This is a genomic window from Streptomyces griseoluteus, from assembly GCF_004784465.1.
Taxonomy (GTDB): domain Bacteria; phylum Actinomycetota; class Actinomycetes; order Streptomycetales; family Streptomycetaceae; genus Streptomyces; species Streptomyces griseoluteus.
Genome location: NZ_SRRU01000005.1, coordinates 125,576 through 141,113 on the forward strand (window position 1 = coordinate 125,576; position 15,538 = coordinate 141,113).

A 15,538-nucleotide genomic window follows, 5' to 3' on the forward strand; every position below is an offset into this window, starting at 1 on the left:
AGCCGTCCTGAGAAAGCCGTCCTGAGCCGTCCTGATACGCCGGTGCCCCCGGAGCCGACACGCTCCGGGGGCACCGCCGTACCGCCGCGGGTCAGCCGGTGTTGCGCAGACCCGCCGCGACGCCGTTGACGGTGAGCAACAGGGCGCGGCCCAGGGTCGGGTCCGGCTCCTCACCGGCGGCGGCCGCGTCGCGCTGGCGCTTGAGCAGCGCCACCTGGAGGTAGGAGATCGGGTCCAGGTAGGCGTCGCGGATGCTCAGGGTCTGCCGCAACTCGGGCTGTGCGTCCAGGAGCTGCTTCTCCCCGGTGATGCGCAGCACCTCGGCGACGGTCAGCTCGTGCTCGGCCCTGATGGTGTCGAAGACGTGCTTCAGCTCGTCGGGGACGAGCGTGTCCACGTAGTGCTGGGCGATGCGCAGGTCGGTCTTGGCGAGGGTCATCTCGACGTTGGAGATGAAGTTACGGAAGAAGTGCCACTGCTCGTGCATCTCACCGAGCACGGTGTCCAGACCGGCCTCGCGCAGGGCCTTCAGCCCGGAGCCGACGCCGAACCAGCCGGGGACGATCTGCCGGGACTGGGTCCAGCCGAACACCCACGGGATGGCCCGCAGTCCGTCCAGCGAGACGCCCGAGCCCGGGCGGCGCGAGGGCCGCGAGCCCAGGTGCAGCTCGGCGAGCTGGTCGACCGGCGTGGAGGCGAGGAAGTACGTCGGCAGGTCCGGGTCCTCGACGAGCCGGCGGTAGGCGGCGTGGGCGGCGTCGGAGACGACGTCCATGGCCGCGTCCCAGCGGGCGAGCGCCTCGTCGGACTGGCGGGGCGCGGTGTGCAGGGCGGACGCCTGGAGGGTGGCGGCGACCGTCAGCTCCAGGTTCTCCCGCGCGAGAGACGGGATCAGGTACTTGTCGGAGATGACCTCGCCCTGCTCGGTCACCTTGATCTCGCCCTCCAGGGTGCCCCAGGGCTGCGCGAGGATCGCGTCGTGCGAGGGGCCGCCACCGCGGCCGACGGTGCCGCCGCGGCCGTGGAAGAGGCGCAGCCGTACGCCGTAGCGGTGGGCGACGTCGCGCAGCCGGCGCTGGGCGCGGTGGATCTCCCACTGGCTGGTGGTGATGCCGCCGAACTTGGAGGAGTCGGAGTAGCCGAGCATGACCTCCTGGACGTCCCCGCGCAGCGCGACCAGGCGCCGGTAGGACGGGTCGGAGAGCATGTCCTCCAGGATGGTGTCGGCGGCCTTCAGCTCGTCGGTGGTCTCCAGCAGCGGCACGATGCCGATCTTCGCCCAGCCGGCGTGCAGGTCGAGCAGCCCGGCCTCGCGGGCCAGCACGGTCGCCGCGAACACGTCGTCGGCGCCCTGGCACATCGAGATGATGTACGACTCGACGACCTCGGGCCCGAAGACCTCCAGCGCCCGCTTGACGGTCTGGAAGACGCCGAGGGTCTTGGCGGCGGCCGCGTCGACCGGGGCCGGGCTCGGGGCGAGCGGGCGGCGCGAGCGCAGCTCCTTGGCGAGCAGCTTGGCCCGGTACTCGCGCGGCATGTCGGCGTAGCGCCAGGACTCCTCGCCGAGCCGGTCGAAGAGCTGGCCGAGGGCGTGGTGGTGGGCGTCGGCGTGCTCGCGGACGTCCATGGTGGCGAGCTGGAGGCCGAAGGCGGCCAGGGTGCGGATGACGCGGTCGATGCGGCCGTCGGCGAAGAGGGCGCCCCGGTGCTCGCGCAGGGAGGTCTGGATGATCCGCAGGTCGGCGAGGAGTTCGGCGGTGCCGAGGTAGTCCCGGCCCTCCTCGTGCGGGGTGTTGCGGGCCAGGCGCTGCTTGGTGTTCTCCAGCTTCTGCCGGATCGCGGTGGCCTTGAGCCGGTAGGGCTCCTCGGCGTTGAGCCGCTTGTAGCGGGGGCTGATCTCCGGCAGGCGCGCCAGGTCGGCCTCCAGGGAGTCCAGGAGTTCCCGGGTGGCACCCGTGTAGCGGATGGAGTTGGAGAGCAGGCCGCGGAGCTGGTCGATCATCTCCAGCGCGTCGTTGATGCCGTGCTCGTGCTGGAGGATCAGCACGTCCCAGGTGACCTGGGGGGTGACGTTGGGGTTGCCGTCGCGGTCGCCGCCGATCCAGGTGCCGAAGGTCAGCGGGCGGGTGTCGGGCGGCAGGGTGACGCCGACCCGCTCCAGCTCGGCGGTGAGGTCCTCCAGGACGTCCCCGACGGCGTCGGCGTGCAGCTCGTCCAGGTAGTAGATGGCGTTGCGGGCCTCGTCGGTGGGCTCGGGGCGGACCACGCGCAGTTCGTCGGTCTGCCAGACGAGGTCGATGTTCTCGGCGAGCCGTACGTCGTGGCGGCGGCGGTCGGAGTCGAGGACGGGGGTGTCCAGGAGTTCCGCGATCCGGCGCAGCTTGTTGAGGACCGAGCGGCGGGCGGCCTCGGTGGGGTGGGCGGTGAAGACCGGGCGCACGTTGAGGTTGCGGACGGTGTCCCGCAGGTGCTCGGGGTCGGCGTCCTTGAGCCGGTCGGCGGTGCGGGAGAGCAGACCGCCCTCGGTGGCCCGGCGGGCGCGCAGCTCGCGGCCGCGGTGCACCTGCTCGGTGACGTTGGCGAGGTGGAAGTAGGTGGAGAAGGCGCGCACCAGCTTGGCGGCGGTCTCCAGCTCGGTGCCGCGCAGCAGCTCGGCCGCGGCCTCGCCGTCCTCGCGGGTCAGGCGGCGGACCTTCTCGACCAGTTCCAGCAGCTCGGGGCCCTCCTGGCGGACGAGGGTCTCGCCCAGGAGATCACCCAGGCGCCGGATGTCGGCGCGCAGCGCCTGGCCGTTCGTGGTGGTCTGGTCGTCGACACTGCTCACAGGTGCGGCTCCTTGCGTGTTGAAGCTCATCCGGCGGGAACCCGGACACCCATCCATCACGCGGCAAAACGCCGCATACCGGCCGGAACGTCCGGGAAGTAAACAGAGCGGACCGCGCTGTCCGACCGTCTCCAAGGATAGGTGTCCCGGTGGACGCGCAGGATCTCGGGCTCTTGCCGCCGGCCGAACCGCTGACATACTTACGACGCCGTAGGTTACGGAACCGTAGGGACGTACCGTCCGTTCCGTACCTGTCCGGCACTCTCTCGACCCCCGCCCTCGACCCCACAGGGGACGCGCATGACCTCAAGTAGTTCCGATGTGATCGACGAAGTCCGCGCCGACGGCGCCACCGCCACGCTGGGCGGCGAACAGAAGCGCTCGATCGAACAGATCGCGCTCCTGGTGTTCATCGTCGTACCGTTCCTGGCCCTGCTGGCGGCCGTGCCGCTGGTGTGGGGCTGGGGGGTGAGCTGGCTCGACCTGGGCCTGCTGGTGTTCTTCTACTTCCTCGGGTGCCACGGCATCACGATCGGCTTCCACCGCTACTTCACCCACGGCTCCTTCAAGGCGAAGCGGCCGCTCAGGATCGCGCTGGCGATCATGGGGTCGATGGCGGTGGAGGGGCCGCTCGTGCGCTGGGTGGCCGACCACCGCAGGCACCACAAGTTCTCCGACGCCGAGGGCGACCCCCACTCGCCGTGGCGGTTCGGGGAGACGCTCCCCGCGCTGATGAAGGGCCTGTGGTGGGCCCACATCGCCTGGATGTTCGACGAGGAGCAGACCCCGCAGGAGAAGTACGCGCCGGACCTGGTCAGGGACCCGGCCATGCGGGCGATCTCCCGGCAGTTCGCGCTGTGGACGGCCGTCTCGCTGCTGCTGCCCCCGCTGATCGGCGGGCTGGCCACGATGTCCTGGTGGGGCGCCTTCACCGGGTTCTTCTGGGGTTCACTCGTCCGGGTGGCCCTGCTGCACCACGTGACGTGGTCGATCAACTCGATCTGTCACGCGGTGGGCAAGCGCCCGTTCAAGTCCCGCGACCGCTCGGGCAACGTGTGGTGGCTGGCCGTGCTGTCCTGCGGCGAGTCCTGGCACAACCTGCACCACGCCGACCCGACCTCCGCGCGGCACGGCGTGGAGCGCGGGCAGATCGATTCCTCGGCCCGGTTCATCCGCTGGTTCGAGAAGCTCGGCTGGGCCTATGACGTGCGCTGGCCGTCCCGCTCGCGCATCGATTCCCGCCGCACCGACGACGAGGGTTCCTCCCGGCGCGGGAAGGCTGCCGCGAAGGCGGCATGATTGACGGCGTGGCCACCGACTCCAGCAGCACCCCGAGCAACGACAAGACGCGGCGGACCCGCCGGACCCGGATGACCGGTGCGGAGCGCCGCCAGCAGTTGCTGGAGATCGGCCGGACCCTCTTCGCGGCGAAGGGCTTCGAGGGCACGTCGGTGGAGGAGATCGCGGCCAAGGCCGGGGTCTCCAAGCCGGTGGTGTACGAGCACTTCGGCGGCAAGGAGGGGCTGTACGCGGTCGTGGTGGACCGGGAGATGCGGTGCCTGCTCGACATGGTCACCGGCTCGCTGACCGCCGGCCACCCCCGTGAGCTGTGCGAGCAGGCCGCGTTCGCGCTGCTGGACTACATCGAGGAGTACACGGACGGTTTCCGCATCCTCGTCCGCGACTCCCCCATCCCGCAGTCCACGGGCTCCTTCGCCTCGCTGATCTCCGACATCGCCACCCAGGTGGAGGACATCCTGGGCCGCGAGTTCAAGAGCCGCGGCTTCGACTCCAAGCTCGCCCCGCTCTACGCCCAGGCCCTGGTCGGCATGGTCGCCCTCACCGGCCAGTGGTGGCTGGACGTCCGGCGCCCCAAGAAGGCCGAGGTCGCCGCCCACCTCGTCAACCTCGCCTGGCACGGCCTGGACGGCCTGGAACAGAAGCCCCGCCTGATAGGCCACCGCAAGAGCTAGCGGGTGTCTCGCCGATCAGACCGGGACATCCCCTGGGCCCCCTTCACCGCCACCGCGAACAGGCGCCGGAAAGGCAGGACCGTGCCGTGCGGGGCCGCCGGGTAGGCCTCGCGGAGCAGCTCGCGGTACTCGCCGACGAAGGCGTCCCGCGCTTCCGGGTCGTCGGCCAGCGCGGTCAGGGCGGGGCGCAGGCCGGTGCCCTTGACCCAGTCCAGGACCGGGTCGTCACCGGGGAGGACGTGCTGGTACGTGGTCTGCCAGACGTCGGTGGCGCAGCCCAGGCGGGCGAGGTGGTCCAGGTAGACACCGGGGGCGTGGACGGAGTCGGGGGCGCGCAGGACGCCGGCCAGGCGGGATGCCCAGCGGGGCGTGGCGGCGAGTTCGCGCATCAGGGTGTGCAGCGGGGCATCGGTGTTGTCCGGCACCTGGAAGGCGAGGACCCCGCCCGGCTTCAGCGCGCCGATCCAGTCCCCGAACCGGTTCAGGTGACCCGGCACCCACTGGAGGGTGGCGTTGGAGAACAGCAGGTCGTGCGGGCTCTCGGGCGTCCAGGTGCGGGCGTCGGCGGGGGCGAACTCCAGCGCGGGCTGCTCGGCGCGGGCGCGCTCCAGCATCTCGGGCGAGTTGTCGTACCCGGTGATCCGGGCGCCGGGCCAGCGTTCGGCGAGCAGCGCGGTGGCGTTGCCGGGACCGCAGCCGAGGTCGGCGATCCGGGGCCGCCCGGAGGGCAGGCCGGGGACGCGGGCCAGCAGATCCACGAACGGGCGCAGCCGGTGGCCGGAGTGACGGAGGTACTGGGCGGGGTCCCAGGAGGGCGTCGTCATGACAGCCACCTTCCCGAAGAGTTTCTCTCGATGTCAAGATACTCAGCTTCAAGAGACTTCACGTCGACACAACCACTACACTGATCTCCATGGAGGACGAGGTCGATCGGCTGGTCGCAGCGTGGCGCCGGGAGCGCCCTGACCTCGACGTGGAACCACTGGAAGTGCTGAGCCGGGTGAGCAGGCTGGCCCGGCACCTGGACCGCGCCCGACGGCTCGCCTTCTCCGAGCACCAGCTGGAGCCCTGGGAGTTCGACGTGCTGACCGCGCTGCGCCGCGCCGGCAACCCGTACCAGCTCTCCCCCGGCCAGTTGCTCACCCAGACGCTGGTCACCTCGGGCACGATGACCAACCGCATCGACCGGCTGGCCAAGAAGGGCCTCGTGGAGCGGCTGCCCGACCCCAGCGACCGGCGCGGGGTGCTGGTGCGGCTGACCGACACCGGCCGGGACCGCGCCGACGAGGCACTGGCGGGCCTGCTGGCCCAGGAGCGGGCCATCCTCGGCGAGCTGTCCCGTGCCCAGCGCGGCGAACTCGCCGGGCTGCTACGCCAGTTGACCGCCCCGTTCGACAACGTCCCCGGTTAGGTCGACCGGCCCCACCCCGGCCCGCCGGGCCAGCGCCACGGCGGCCAGCGTGGAGTGCACGCCCAGCTTGCCCAGCACGTTCTGCATATGGGTGCGGACGGTGTGCGGGGAGAGGAACAGCCGCTCCGCGACCGCCTTCCGGCCGAGCCCGGCGACCATGCAGCGCAGCACTTCCCGCTCGCGCGGGGTCAGCGACTGCACCAGCCGCTCGCTCTCGCTGCGGTGCTTGCGCGCCGCCGTCAGCTCCTTGAGCACGCCGGTGAGCAGCGCGGCCGGCAGATGCGTCTCGTCCCGCAGCACGCCCCTGATCACGGTGAGCAGCCGGGACAGCGAGCAGTCCTTGGCGACCCAGCCGGAGGCGCCCGCCTGGAGCGCGAGGGCGGCCCGGTGCGGGTCGTCCTTCTCGGCGAGCACCACCGTGCGCACCCCGGCCTGCGCCGAACGCACCCCGGCGACCAGCGAGATGCCGTCCACCAGACCGTCCGCGTCGCCCGCCTGCACCGGTACGGCCGCCCGCCCGCCGGGCAGGGCCCGGCCGAGGTCGGCGTCGACCAGCAGCACGTCGTAGCGGCGGCCCTCGGTGGCTGCGCGCTCCAGGCAGCGCAGCGCGGCCGGGCCGCTGCCCGCGGCGGACACGTCCACGTCGGGCTCGGCGGCCAGTGCCGCCGCCAGTGACTCGGCGAAGATGCGATGGTCGTCCACGACCAGCACTCGGATGCGAACCACGAAACCCCCTTCCCCAGGCTCCACTTGGAGCAGGGGTCACCCACGGCCCGGCAACGGCGCGGCGGCCGCCGTCGCGGAAACTGCTACCCCCGGCGCGGTCCCCGTACCCGCCCGTCCCACCCCCTGATCGGCCACCCGCCCCCACGGGGACCGCTCTTGGGGTCCCTCAGCGTACGGGCGGCTCCTGGCCAGGGGGAGCCGATTGACGGAACTGACCGGCCGTCGCGTTTATGGTGTGCCGCATGTTTCGGATCGAGACGGAAGTGGACAAGGACCGACGGGATCTGCTGCGCGCCCGGCTGCGGGACACCAACACGGCGGCCTCCCCGGTGCTGGCCGCGCTGCGCGGCTCGCCGGGCGACCGGCACACCCCACTCCACGTGTGGGTGCTGGACGAGGCGGGCGGACTCGCCGGGGGGCTGGTCGGGCACACCTGGGCGGGCTGGCTGCACGTCACGTATCTGTGGGTGGACGCCCGGTACCGGGGCGCGGGTCTCGGCTCCCGGCTGCTGGACGAGGCCGAGCGCGTCGCGCACACCGGCCGGGGCTGCGCGCGCGCCCGCGTGGAGACCTGGGACTTCCAGGCCCCGGCGTTCTACAAGGACCGCGGCTACGACGTGGTGTCCGTGATCCCCGACTACCCGCCGGGGATCACGGAGTACACACTGACCAAGCGGCTCGGCTGAGGCCGCCGGGCTCAGCCCAGGCGGCGGGCGCCCGGCGAGGGGACGGCCTCGAAGACGCGCGGGGCGGTGTGTCCGGCCGCCGCGAACGCCTCCTCCACCGCCTTGGTGAGGGTGTCCACCGCGGACGCCTCGGCCAGCGCGATCGCGGAGCCGCCGAAGCCGCCGCCGGTCATCCGGGCGCCGAGCGCGCCGGCGGCCAGTGCGGTGTCGACCGCGAGGTCCAGCTCCGGGCAGGAGATCCGGAAGTCGTCGCGCAGCGAGGCGTGGCCCTCGGTGAGGACCGGCCCGATGGCCCGGACGTCGCCCGAGGTCAGCAGCTCCACCACCCGCTCGACGCGCCGGTTCTCGGTGACGATGTGCCGCACCAGCCGGCGCACCTCCGCCGCGTCCTCCGCGGAGCCGAGCTGCTCCAGCGCCGCGTCCAGCCCGTCGTACGCCACGTCGCGCAGGGCGTCGACCCCGAGCAGAGCCGCGCCCTTCTCGCAGCCGGCCCGGCGCTTGCCGTACTCGCCGCCGCTGTGGGCGTGCTTGACCCGGGTGTCGACCACCAGCAGCCGCAGGCCCTCGGCGGCCAGGTCGAACGGGATCTGCCGCTGGGACAGGTCGCGGGTGTCCAGGAAGAGCGCGTGGCCCTCCTCGCAGCAGGCCGACGCGGTCTGGTCCATGATGCCGGTGGGCGCGCCGACGTAGACGTTCTCCGCGCGCTGGCACAGCCGGGCCAGCTTCCAGCGCGGCAGGTCCAGGCCGAACAGGTCGTCCAGCGCGAGCGCGATGACGACCTCCAGCGCGGCCGAGGACGACAGTCCGGCGCCGGTCGGCACGGTGGAGGCGAGGTGGACGTCGGCGCCGGTGACCGGGTGCCCGGCCTCGCGCAGCGCCCACACCACGCCCGCCGGGTACGCGGTCCAGTCGTCGTCGGTGCCCGGCGCGAGGCCGTCCAGGACGAGTTCGACGACCTCGCCCTCGACGTCGGCCGAGTGCAGCCGCAGAACGCCGTCGGTGCGGCGCGAGACGGCGGCGGTGACCTGGTGCGGCAGCGCGAACGGCATGACGAAGCCGTCGTTGTAGTCGGTGTGTTCGCCGATCAGGTTGACCCGGCCCGGCGCCGCCCACACCCCTTCCGGTGCCGCCCCGTACAGCTCGGTGAAGCGTTCCCGGACCTGCTGTGCCCCCACTAGTGCTCCCTCTGCGTGTCGCGCGCGAACTCCCAGGCGTCCGCGATGATCCCGGCGAGGTCCGCGCGGGACGGGTTCCACCCCAGTGTGGCGCGTGCGGTCTCGGCCGACGCCACCAGGACCGCCGGGTCGCCTGCCCGGCGCGGGGCGGTGACCTCGGGGATGGGGTGGCCGGTGACCTCACGGGCGGTCTCGACGACCTCGCGGACGGAGAAGCCGTTGCCGTTGCCGAGGTTGCAGATCAGGTGCTCGCCGGAGCGCGCGGCGCCGAGGGCGAGCAGATGGGCGTCGGCGAGGTCGGCGACGTGGATGTAGTCGCGTACGCAGGTGCCGTCGGGGGTCGGGTAGTCGTCGCCGTAGACGGAGATGGCCTCGCGGCGGCCCTGGGCGACCTGGAGGACGAGCGGGATGAGATGGGACTCGGGGTCGTGGCGCTCGCCGTACGGGCCGTAGGCACCGGCCACGTTGAAGTAGCGCAGGGAGACGGCGGCCAGGCCGTGGGCGTGCGCCTCGCTGGTGATCATGTGGTCGACGGCCAGCTTGGAGGCGCCGTAGGGGTTGGTCGGGCGGGTCGGGGCGGACTCCGGGATCGGGACCTCCTCGGGCTCGCCGTAGGTGGCGGCGGTGGAGGAGAAGACCAGCCGGTTCACGCCCGCCTCGCGCATGGCGGCGAGCAGGGCCATGGTGCCGCCGACGTTGTTCTCCCAGTACTTCTCCGGCTTCACCACCGACTCGCCGACCTGGGAGAAGGCGGCGAAGTGCAGCACCGCGTCGTAGGACGGGTCGAGCCACTTCGCGGCGTCGCGGATGTCGCCCTCGACGAAGGCGGCACCGGCGGGCACGCCCGCGCGGAAGCCGGTGGAGAGATTGTCGAGGACGGTGACCTCGTGCCCCGCCTCCAGCAGATGCTGGGCGACGACGCTGCCCACATAACCCGCGCCACCCGTCACCAGGTACTTCATGAACTCGCTACCTCTCGCAGTCGCTCGGCCGCGCGCTCCGGCGGCACGTCGTTGATGAAGACGCTCATGCCGGACTCGGAACCCGCGAGGAACTTCAGCTTGCCGGAAGTGCGGCGGATGGTGAAAAGCTCCAGGTGGAGCGCGAAGTCGTCGCGCGTCACCCCGTCGAAGCCGGGGAGGTCGCCGAACGGCGCCTGGTGCCAGGCCGCGATGTACGGCGTCGGCGCCACGGCCTCGTCGCCCTCCGCACCCTCCGGCCGCCCGAAGATCCGGTCGAAGCGCCGCAAGAGTTCCAGATAGACCTGGGGGAATTCTGTGCGCGCGGCCTCGTCCAGGGCGAGCAGGTCGGGCACCCGGCGCTTGGGGTAGAGGTGGACCTCGTAGGGCCAGTGCGCGGCGAACGGGACGAAGGCCGCCCAGTGTTCACTCTCCAGGACGACCCGGTCACCGGCGAGTTCGCGTTCCAGGACGGTGTCGAAGAGGTTCTCCCCGCCGGCCCCGGCCTTGTGGTCGGCGAGCGAGCGGAGCATCAGCGCGGTGCGCGGGGTGATGAACGGGTAGGCGTAGATCTGGCCGTGGGGGTGACCCAGCGTCACCCCGATCTCGGCGCCCCGGTTCTCGAAACAGAAGACCTGCTTGACGGAGGGCAGATGGGACAGCTCGGCGGTGCGGTCGGTCCACGCCTCCAGCACCAGCCGCGCCTGCTCGTCGGTGAGGGAGGCGAAGGACGCGTCGTGGTCGGAGGTGAAGCAGACGACCTCGCAGCGGCCGGAGTCCCCGGCGAGGGAGGGGAAACGGTTCTCGAACACGACCACGTCGTAGCCGGCGTCCGGGATCTCGCTGAGCCGCCCGTCCCGGCTGGGGCAGAGCGGGCACTCGTCGGCCGGAGGGTGGTAGGTGCGGCCCTGGCGGTGGGAGGCGACGGCCACGGAGTCGCCGAGCAGCGGGTCCCGGCGGATCTCGGAGGCGGTGACCGTGGGCTCCAGCGGACGCCGGTCCACCGCGTCGCGGACGGTGTCGTCCCGCAGGTCGTAGTAGACCAGCTCACGCCCGTCGGCCAGCCGGGTCGAGGTCTTCTTCACGCGGGACTCCTCGCTCTCACTCAACACAAACAAACATAACAAACCACAACCCGACAACGGACGGCACGATCACAATCGAACAAAGATCCCCAACAGAACTGTTCAAATAATGAACGCCGCGGCGTAGGTTCCGCTCTGGATCAGTTCGCGCAACGAAGCGAGTTCTCATGCAGACCCCCCCGACCGGACCCGCGCCCCTGGCGGCGGGCCCCAGCTATCTGGCGGCGGAGCTACGGCTCCCCACCAACTGGCTCGACTACACGATCCTGGCCATCTACTTCGTCGTGGTTCTCGGCATCGGCTTCGCGGCCCGCCGCTCGGTGAAGACCAGCCTGGACTTCTTCCTCTCCGGACGCTCGCTGCCCGCCTGGATCACCGGCCTCGCCTTCATCTCGGCGAACCTGGCGGCCACCGAGATCCTGGGCATGGCGGCCAACAGCGCCCAGTACGGCGCCTACACCGTGCACTGGTACTGGATCGGCGCCATCCCGGCCATGGTCTTCCTCGGCCTGGTGATGATGCCCTTCTACTACGGCAGCAAGGTCCGCTCGGTCCCCGAGTTCCTGCTGCTGCGCTTCGACAAGGCCGCCCACCTGCTCAGTTCGATCCTGTTCGCCTTCGCCGCCATCCTGATCGCGGGCGTGAACCTGTACGCCCTGGCGATCGTGGTGGAGGCCCTGCTCGGCTGGCCGCAGTGGGTGGCCATCGTGGTGGCGGGCGCCTTCGTGCTCGGCTACATCACGCTGGGCGGTCTCTCCTCGGCGATCTACAACGAGGTGCTCCAGTTCTTCGTGATCCTGGCCGCCCTCATCCCGATCACCGTCCTCGGCCTGAAGAAGGTCGGCGGCTGGGACGGCCTGACCCACAAGCTGGACGCGGCCCACGGCCACAACTTCACCACCGCCTGGGGCGGCACCGGCATCGGCAGCGCCAACCCGCTGGGTGCCAACTGGCTGACCATCGTGCTCGGTCTCGGCTTCGTGCTGTCCTTCGGCTACTGGACGACCAACTTCGCCGAGGTGCAGCGCGCGCTGTCCGCGAAGAACCTCTCCGCCTCCAAGCGCACCCCGCTGATCGCGGCCTACCCGAAGATCTTCATCGTCTTCCTGGTGATGATCCCCGGCCTGGTCGCCGCCGCCCTGGTCCCGAAGATCGGCCAGCCCGGCTCGGGGCTCCAGTACAACGACGCGATCCCCTATCTGATGCAGGAGCTGCTGCCCAACGGTGTGCTCGGCATCGCGGTCACCGGTCTGCTCGCCGCGTTCATGGCGGGCATGGCGGCCAACGTGTCGTCCTTCAACACGGTGTTCACCACCGACATCTGGGCCCGCTACGTGAAGCCGGGCCAGGAGGACGCCTACTACGTCCGCTTCGGCCGCTGGATCACCGTGATCGGTGTCGCCGCGTCGGTCGGTACGGCCTTCCTGGCGTCGTCGTTCTCCAACATCATGAGCTACCTCCAGACGCTGTTCTCCTTCTTCAACGTCCCGATGTTCGTGGTCTTCATCGTCGGCATGTTCTGGAAGCGCGCCTCGGCCAAGTCCGGCTTCTGGGGCCTGCTCGCCGGTACCGCGACCGCGATGGTGAACTACTTCGTGTTCTACAAGGAGGGCATCATCTCGATCCCCTCCGACCAGGGCGCCAACTTCGTCTCCGCCATCGCCGGCTTCGTCGCGGGCGCGGTCGTGATGGTCGCGGTGTCGCTGTTCACCAAGCCCAAGCCGGCCGAGGAACTCCAGGGCCTGGTCTACGGCACCACGTCGCCGGGCATGACCGAGGCACCCGCCGAGGGTGACGACGCCTGGTACCGCAAGCCCGCCCTGCTCGGCTGGGGCGCGGTCGTCCTGGCCGCCGCCTGCTACATCCCGTTCTCGTTCTGATCGCGGGAGGATGAGGAAACCATGACCGACGAATCCCCCCGCCCCGAGCACGGCGCGACCGAGCAGGACGTCCAGCGCGAGGTCACCGAGCTGGAGGGCAAGTCCGCCACCGCGGCCCGCATCTTCGACCTGCGGCGCATCATCGGCGGCCTGTTCGTGCTGTACGGCATCATCGTCACGATCACCGGCATCACCGACTCCCAGGCCGCGATCGACAAGGCCGAGGGCGTCAACATCAACCTGTGGACCGGCATCGGCATGCTGATCCTCGGTGTGTTCTTCCTGGCCTGGCTGAAGCTGCGGCCGACCCCGCCGCCGCTGCCCTCCGAAGACGCGGGCGACGAGGAGCCCGTGCACTAGGGCGTGACCGGGACGGAGCCGGAGCTGTGGGACTACAGCTCCGGCTCCGTCGTGTGCGGGGCCGCACCGGCACGGTCCAGCAGGCCGGTGCGGGCCGCGAGGGCGGCCGCCTCCAGCCGGGAGCCGACGCCCAGTTTCATCAGCACCCGCTGCACATGGGTACGGGCGGTGCTGGGCGCTATCCCCATGCCGGCCGCGATCAGCCGGGTGTCCTCGCCGTCGGCGACCCGGACCAGCACCTCCACCTCGCGCGGGGTGAGCAGCCTGAGCAGCCGCTGGCCCTCGTCGTCGGGCTGCACGGCCGGGTTCAGCAGCTCGGCGAAGGCGCCCTGGAGCAGCTGGGGGGCGACGGCGGCCTCACCGGCGCGGGCCTTCAGGATGGCCCGCTCGACCCCCTCGATGCGCTCGTCGTGCCGTACGTACCCGGCGGCGCCCGCCGCGAAGGCGGCCGCGATGCCGCGCGGGGACGGGACCGGGCCGAGGACCAGGACGGCCACCTGCGGGCGCTCCCGCTTGATGCGGGCCACCGGGTCGAACGCGCCCGGCTCGGCGGGTGCCGCGGTGCCCAGCAGGCACACCTCGGGGGCGCGCGATATCACCAGCTCGGCCGCGCCCGCGGCCGGCGCCGCCGCCGCGAGCACCCGGTGCCCGCGCAGCTTCAGCGCCGACGCCAACGCCTCCGCCAGCAGGCGGTGGTCGTCGACGACCATGAGCCGCACTCCCATAGAGCAACCCCCCAGTCCCTCCGATGTCCCGGAAGTTACACGCTCGGGGCGCCTGCCGTGCGGGCTTCGCTCAGTCGCGGGTGCCGAAGGCCACCACGCAGTTCTTGTCCTTGTCGAAGTTCCCGAGCGGCTTGGCCGCGTTCGGCGCCGCCATGAACAACCTGCCCTGGCTGTACCGGTACTCCGAGAAGCCGGGCTGGAGACCGGTCTGCAGGGCGCGGTCGGCCTGGTCGGCGGGCAGCTCCATCAGCGTCGTGGACTTGAAGCTCGCGCCGTCGATGCTGACGATCTGACCCCCCTTGTCGTACGGCGGGTTCTTGTACGCGATCAGGTTGCCGCCGTCCATGCGCAGCGGGAACAGCGTGTAGTCCTCGCCGGCCGCGGCGCGCTGCCCGGTCTGCCTGCCGGTGGCGAGGTCGAAGGCGACGACCTCGTTGGTGCGGCTGAGCTTGCTCTTGCCGCCGCTGCTGTGCGCCTTGGTCGCCAGGTACAGCTTGCCCTGGCCCGCGGCGACGCCCTTGCACTCCTCGACGAGGGTGATGGTGTCGCACTCGCCGTCGTAGGTGTCGCCCGAGACCGGGATACGGGCCAGCAGCCTGCCGGTGCGGTTGTCGATGGAGAAGTAGTCCGAGACCCCGCTGCCGCCGCTCGCGCTGTGCCCGGCGTCCGCGCCGACCACCAGCGGGTCGGTGGAGACGATGCCCGCGTACTCGATGCCGGCGCCCATCTTGTACTCGGAGATCACCTTGCCCGAGATGGGGTCGACGTTCTGGATGCTGAGGGTGCGGTTGCCGTACGCGCCGCACTTGCGGACCGCGACCAGCTTGGTGCCGCCGCCGTAGCCGACGTCGTCGCAGTCGTCGCCGGGCTTGGGCTGCCAGAGCACCTTGCCGGTGCCGATGTCGTAGGCCGCGCCGCCGTCGAGACCGCCGACCGCGACGGTCTTCCCGGCGACGGTGACGTTCTGGAACGTGGTGGCGAACTCACCGGTGCCGATCGACTTGGTCCACAGCTTGGTGCCGGCCCGGACGTCGATGCCCGCGACCTGGGTGCAGCCGGGGCGGCTGGTCTTGGTCGGCATCGAGGGCTGGTAGACGATGCCGGTGCGGCCGTCGGCGGTGACGTGCTCGGTGGCCGCGCAGACCGGGCCGGGGAGCTTGAGCGTCCACTTCTTGTGGCCGTCGGCCGGGTCGTACCCGGTGATCTCGGCGATGCCGCTCTTGGCGTAGACACCGGCGCTCAGCCAGGAGCCGGGCGTGGTGACGACGTTCTCCTCGGTCTTGGGCTGCGGGACCTTGAACAGGACGTCGGCGGCCGGGTTGTCCGGCACCTTCTCCTTGCCGCCGGCCGCGGTGCCGGTGCCGTCCTTGTCGCCCCCGGCGCGCGTGCTTCCGCCGCCTGTGTCGGAGGAACGGGAGTACCAGACGCCGGAGCCGATGATCAGGCCGATGGCGACGACGGCCGCGAGGATGATCAGCGCGATGGCGCGGTTCTCCCTGGCACGGACGTTGTCACCCGCCACGACCGTGGGCGGCTGAGCGGGGTAGCCGTAGCCCGGCTGCTGCGGTGCGGCGGGGTAGCCGTAGCCGGACTGCGGCTGCGGCGGGGCTGCCTGCGGGTAGCCGTAGGTCGGCTGCGGACCGGCCGGCGGGACGGCCGGGGTCGGCGGGGTGGGCGGCTGGTCCTGGGGCGGTCCTGCGGGCGGCTGGTCGCTCATCGTGGGGTACCTCGAAG

Annotated in this window: 14 protein-coding genes; 6 read left to right on the forward strand and 8 right to left on the reverse strand. The window is 71.4% G+C overall.

All coding sequences use genetic code 11. The annotated features are described in order from the left end of the window. Window positions 1–91 precede the first annotated feature (91 nt). Window positions 92–2,824: a phosphoenolpyruvate carboxylase gene (ppc, locus tag E5082_RS15235; protein WP_135791791.1), complete on the reverse strand. Its 2,733-nt coding sequence runs from the start codon at window positions 2,822–2,824 to the stop codon at window positions 92–94. 300 nt (window positions 2,825–3,124) lie between these two features. Here ppc and E5082_RS15240 point away from each other — a divergent pair, with 300 nt between their 5' ends. Then, the gene (locus tag E5082_RS15240) at window positions 3,125–4,123 is read left to right on the forward strand and encodes an acyl-CoA desaturase (RefSeq protein ID WP_135791792.1); all 999 of its coding nucleotides are present in this window, start codon (window positions 3,125–3,127) and stop codon (window positions 4,121–4,123) included. Continuing rightward, window positions 4,120–4,797 carry a TetR/AcrR family transcriptional regulator gene (locus E5082_RS15245; protein ID WP_135791793.1) on the forward strand — a complete coding sequence of 226 codons (678 nt, stop codon included), beginning with the start codon at window positions 4,120–4,122 and terminating at the stop codon, window positions 4,795–4,797. Before E5082_RS15240 ends, E5082_RS15245 begins: the two co-directional genes overlap by 4 nt. Here the strand turns inward: E5082_RS15245 and E5082_RS15250 are convergent. After that, a complete protein-coding gene (locus E5082_RS15250; RefSeq protein ID WP_135791794.1) occupies window positions 4,794–5,621 on the reverse strand; it encodes a trans-aconitate 2-methyltransferase in 828 nt (275 codons plus the stop codon). The genes E5082_RS15245 and E5082_RS15250 overlap by 4 nt on opposite strands. 89 nt (window positions 5,622–5,710) lie before the next feature. On the opposite strand from E5082_RS15250, the gene tamR reads away from it, so the two are divergent. Further along, a complete protein-coding gene (gene tamR / locus E5082_RS15255; RefSeq protein WP_135791795.1) occupies window positions 5,711–6,208 on the forward strand; it encodes a MarR family transcriptional regulator TamR in 498 nt (165 codons plus the stop codon). Here tamR and E5082_RS15260 read toward each other — a convergent pair. Beyond that, window positions 6,167–6,934, reverse strand: a complete 768-nt coding sequence (locus E5082_RS15260) for a LuxR C-terminal-related transcriptional regulator (protein ID WP_135791796.1) — start codon at window positions 6,932–6,934, stop codon at window positions 6,167–6,169. The two genes, tamR and E5082_RS15260, sit on opposite strands and share 42 nt — an antisense overlap. A 230-nt stretch (window positions 6,935–7,164) precedes the next feature. Between E5082_RS15260 and E5082_RS15265 the strand changes: the two genes are divergently transcribed. Then, window positions 7,165–7,620: a GNAT family N-acetyltransferase gene (locus E5082_RS15265; RefSeq protein WP_135791797.1), complete on the forward strand. Its 456-nt coding sequence runs from the start codon at window positions 7,165–7,167 to the stop codon at window positions 7,618–7,620. Between the two features lie 11 nt (window positions 7,621–7,631). On the opposite strand, the gene galK is transcribed toward E5082_RS15265, so the two are convergent. Genes galK through galT form a run of 3 tightly spaced genes read right to left on the reverse strand, consistent with a single transcriptional unit; the run spans window position 7,632 to window position 10,839 of the window. Further along, entirely contained in the window at window positions 7,632–8,795 is a 1,164-nt protein-coding gene (gene galK, locus E5082_RS15270) for a galactokinase (protein WP_135791798.1), read from the reverse strand. After that, entirely contained in the window at window positions 8,795–9,757 is a 963-nt protein-coding gene (gene galE, locus E5082_RS15275) for a UDP-glucose 4-epimerase GalE (RefSeq protein ID WP_086695029.1), read from the reverse strand. The genes galK and galE overlap by 1 nt, the downstream gene beginning before the upstream one ends. Continuing rightward, a complete protein-coding gene (gene galT / locus E5082_RS15280) occupies window positions 9,754–10,839 on the reverse strand; it encodes a galactose-1-phosphate uridylyltransferase (RefSeq protein ID WP_135791799.1) in 1,086 nt (361 codons plus the stop codon). Before galT ends, galE begins: the two co-directional genes overlap by 4 nt. Window positions 10,840–11,006: 167 nt before the next feature. On the opposite strand from galT, the gene E5082_RS15285 reads away from it, so the two are divergent. After that, window positions 11,007–12,719 (forward strand): sodium:solute symporter family protein, encoded by a 1,713-nt coding sequence (locus tag E5082_RS15285; protein ID WP_135791800.1) that lies wholly within the window; start codon window positions 11,007–11,009, stop codon window positions 12,717–12,719. Between the two features lie 21 nt (window positions 12,720–12,740). Further along, the gene (locus E5082_RS15290; RefSeq protein ID WP_135791801.1) at window positions 12,741–13,079 is read left to right on the forward strand and encodes a hypothetical protein; all 339 of its coding nucleotides are present in this window, start codon (window positions 12,741–12,743) and stop codon (window positions 13,077–13,079) included. Between the two features lie 32 nt (window positions 13,080–13,111). On the opposite strand, the gene E5082_RS15295 is transcribed toward E5082_RS15290, so the two are convergent. Together E5082_RS15295 and E5082_RS15300 are read right to left on the reverse strand one after the other, a co-directional pair. Next, window positions 13,112–13,804: a helix-turn-helix transcriptional regulator gene (locus tag E5082_RS15295; RefSeq protein ID WP_030814646.1), complete on the reverse strand. Its 693-nt coding sequence runs from the start codon at window positions 13,802–13,804 to the stop codon at window positions 13,112–13,114. Between the two features lie 70 nt (window positions 13,805–13,874). Then, a complete protein-coding gene (locus E5082_RS15300) occupies window positions 13,875–15,521 on the reverse strand; it encodes an outer membrane protein assembly factor BamB family protein (RefSeq protein WP_135791802.1) in 1,647 nt (548 codons plus the stop codon). Window positions 15,522–15,538: the final 17 nt, after the last annotated feature.

Bases quoted from the DNA above. Each gene is read 5' to 3' on its own strand.
- E5082_RS15240 (WP_135791792.1), top strand. From the start codon at position 3,125: ATGACCTCAAGTAGTTCCGATGTGATCGACGAAGTCCGCGCCGACGGC.
- E5082_RS15245 (WP_135791793.1), top strand. From the start codon at position 4,120: ATGATTGACGGCGTGGCCACCGACTCCAGCAGCACCCCGAGCAACGAC.
- E5082_RS15250 (WP_135791794.1), bottom strand. From the start codon at position 5,621: ATGACGACGCCCTCCTGGGACCCCGCCCAGTACCTCCGTCACTCCGGC.
- tamR (WP_135791795.1), top strand. From the start codon at position 5,711: ATGGAGGACGAGGTCGATCGGCTGGTCGCAGCGTGGCGCCGGGAGCGC.
- E5082_RS15265 (WP_135791797.1), top strand. From the start codon at position 7,165: ATGGTGTGCCGCATGTTTCGGATCGAGACGGAAGTGGACAAGGACCGA.
- galE (WP_086695029.1), bottom strand. From the start codon at position 9,757: ATGAAGTACCTGGTGACGGGTGGCGCGGGTTATGTGGGCAGCGTCGTC.
- E5082_RS15285 (WP_135791800.1), top strand. From the start codon at position 11,007: ATGCAGACCCCCCCGACCGGACCCGCGCCCCTGGCGGCGGGCCCCAGC.
- E5082_RS15290 (WP_135791801.1), top strand. From the start codon at position 12,741: ATGACCGACGAATCCCCCCGCCCCGAGCACGGCGCGACCGAGCAGGAC.
- E5082_RS15295 (WP_030814646.1), bottom strand. From the start codon at position 13,804: ATGGGAGTGCGGCTCATGGTCGTCGACGACCACCGCCTGCTGGCGGAG.
- E5082_RS15300 (WP_135791802.1), bottom strand. From the start codon at position 15,521: ATGAGCGACCAGCCGCCCGCAGGACCGCCCCAGGACCAGCCGCCCACC.